This window comes from Xenorhabdus thuongxuanensis, from assembly GCF_001908095.1.
GTDB classification, from domain to species: domain Bacteria; phylum Pseudomonadota; class Gammaproteobacteria; order Enterobacterales; family Enterobacteriaceae; genus Xenorhabdus; species Xenorhabdus thuongxuanensis.
This window is the reverse complement of record NZ_MKGR01000120.1, coordinates 1-329: the sequence shown is the minus strand read 5'-3', so window position 1 is coordinate 329 and position 329 is coordinate 1. Positions and strand designations below refer to the sequence as shown.

General features: G+C 48.9%; 1 tRNA gene and 1 rRNA gene. Both read left to right on the top strand.

The features are described from left to right. Positions 1-54, top strand: a 16S ribosomal RNA gene (locus Xentx_RS18325); the annotation flags it as partial. Between the two features lie 83 nt (positions 55-137). Next, positions 138-213 (top strand) — tRNA-Glu (locus Xentx_RS18320). Positions 214-329: the final 116 nt, after the last annotated feature.

The window sequence follows — 329 nt, the reverse complement described above, 5'->3', positions numbered from 1 at the left end:
GTGAAGTCGTAACAAGGTAACCGTAGGGGAACCTGCGGTTGGATCACCTCCTTAACCTAAGGGTAGTGGACTGTGAGTGTTCACACAGATTGTCTGATAAATGAAAGCAGAGCAAGCGTCTGCGAAGAAGACTGAAAGTCCCCTTCGTCTAGAGGCCTAGGACACCGCCCTTTCACGGCGGTAACAGGGGTTCGAATCCCCTAGGGGACGCCATCTTGCTCGGTAACGGGTGAAAGACGGTGCCAATTAAGTTATTGTTAAGCGGGCGGTTAAGCCGGTTTACCAATAATTGCTCTTTAACAATCTGGAACAAGCTGAAAATTTGAAAC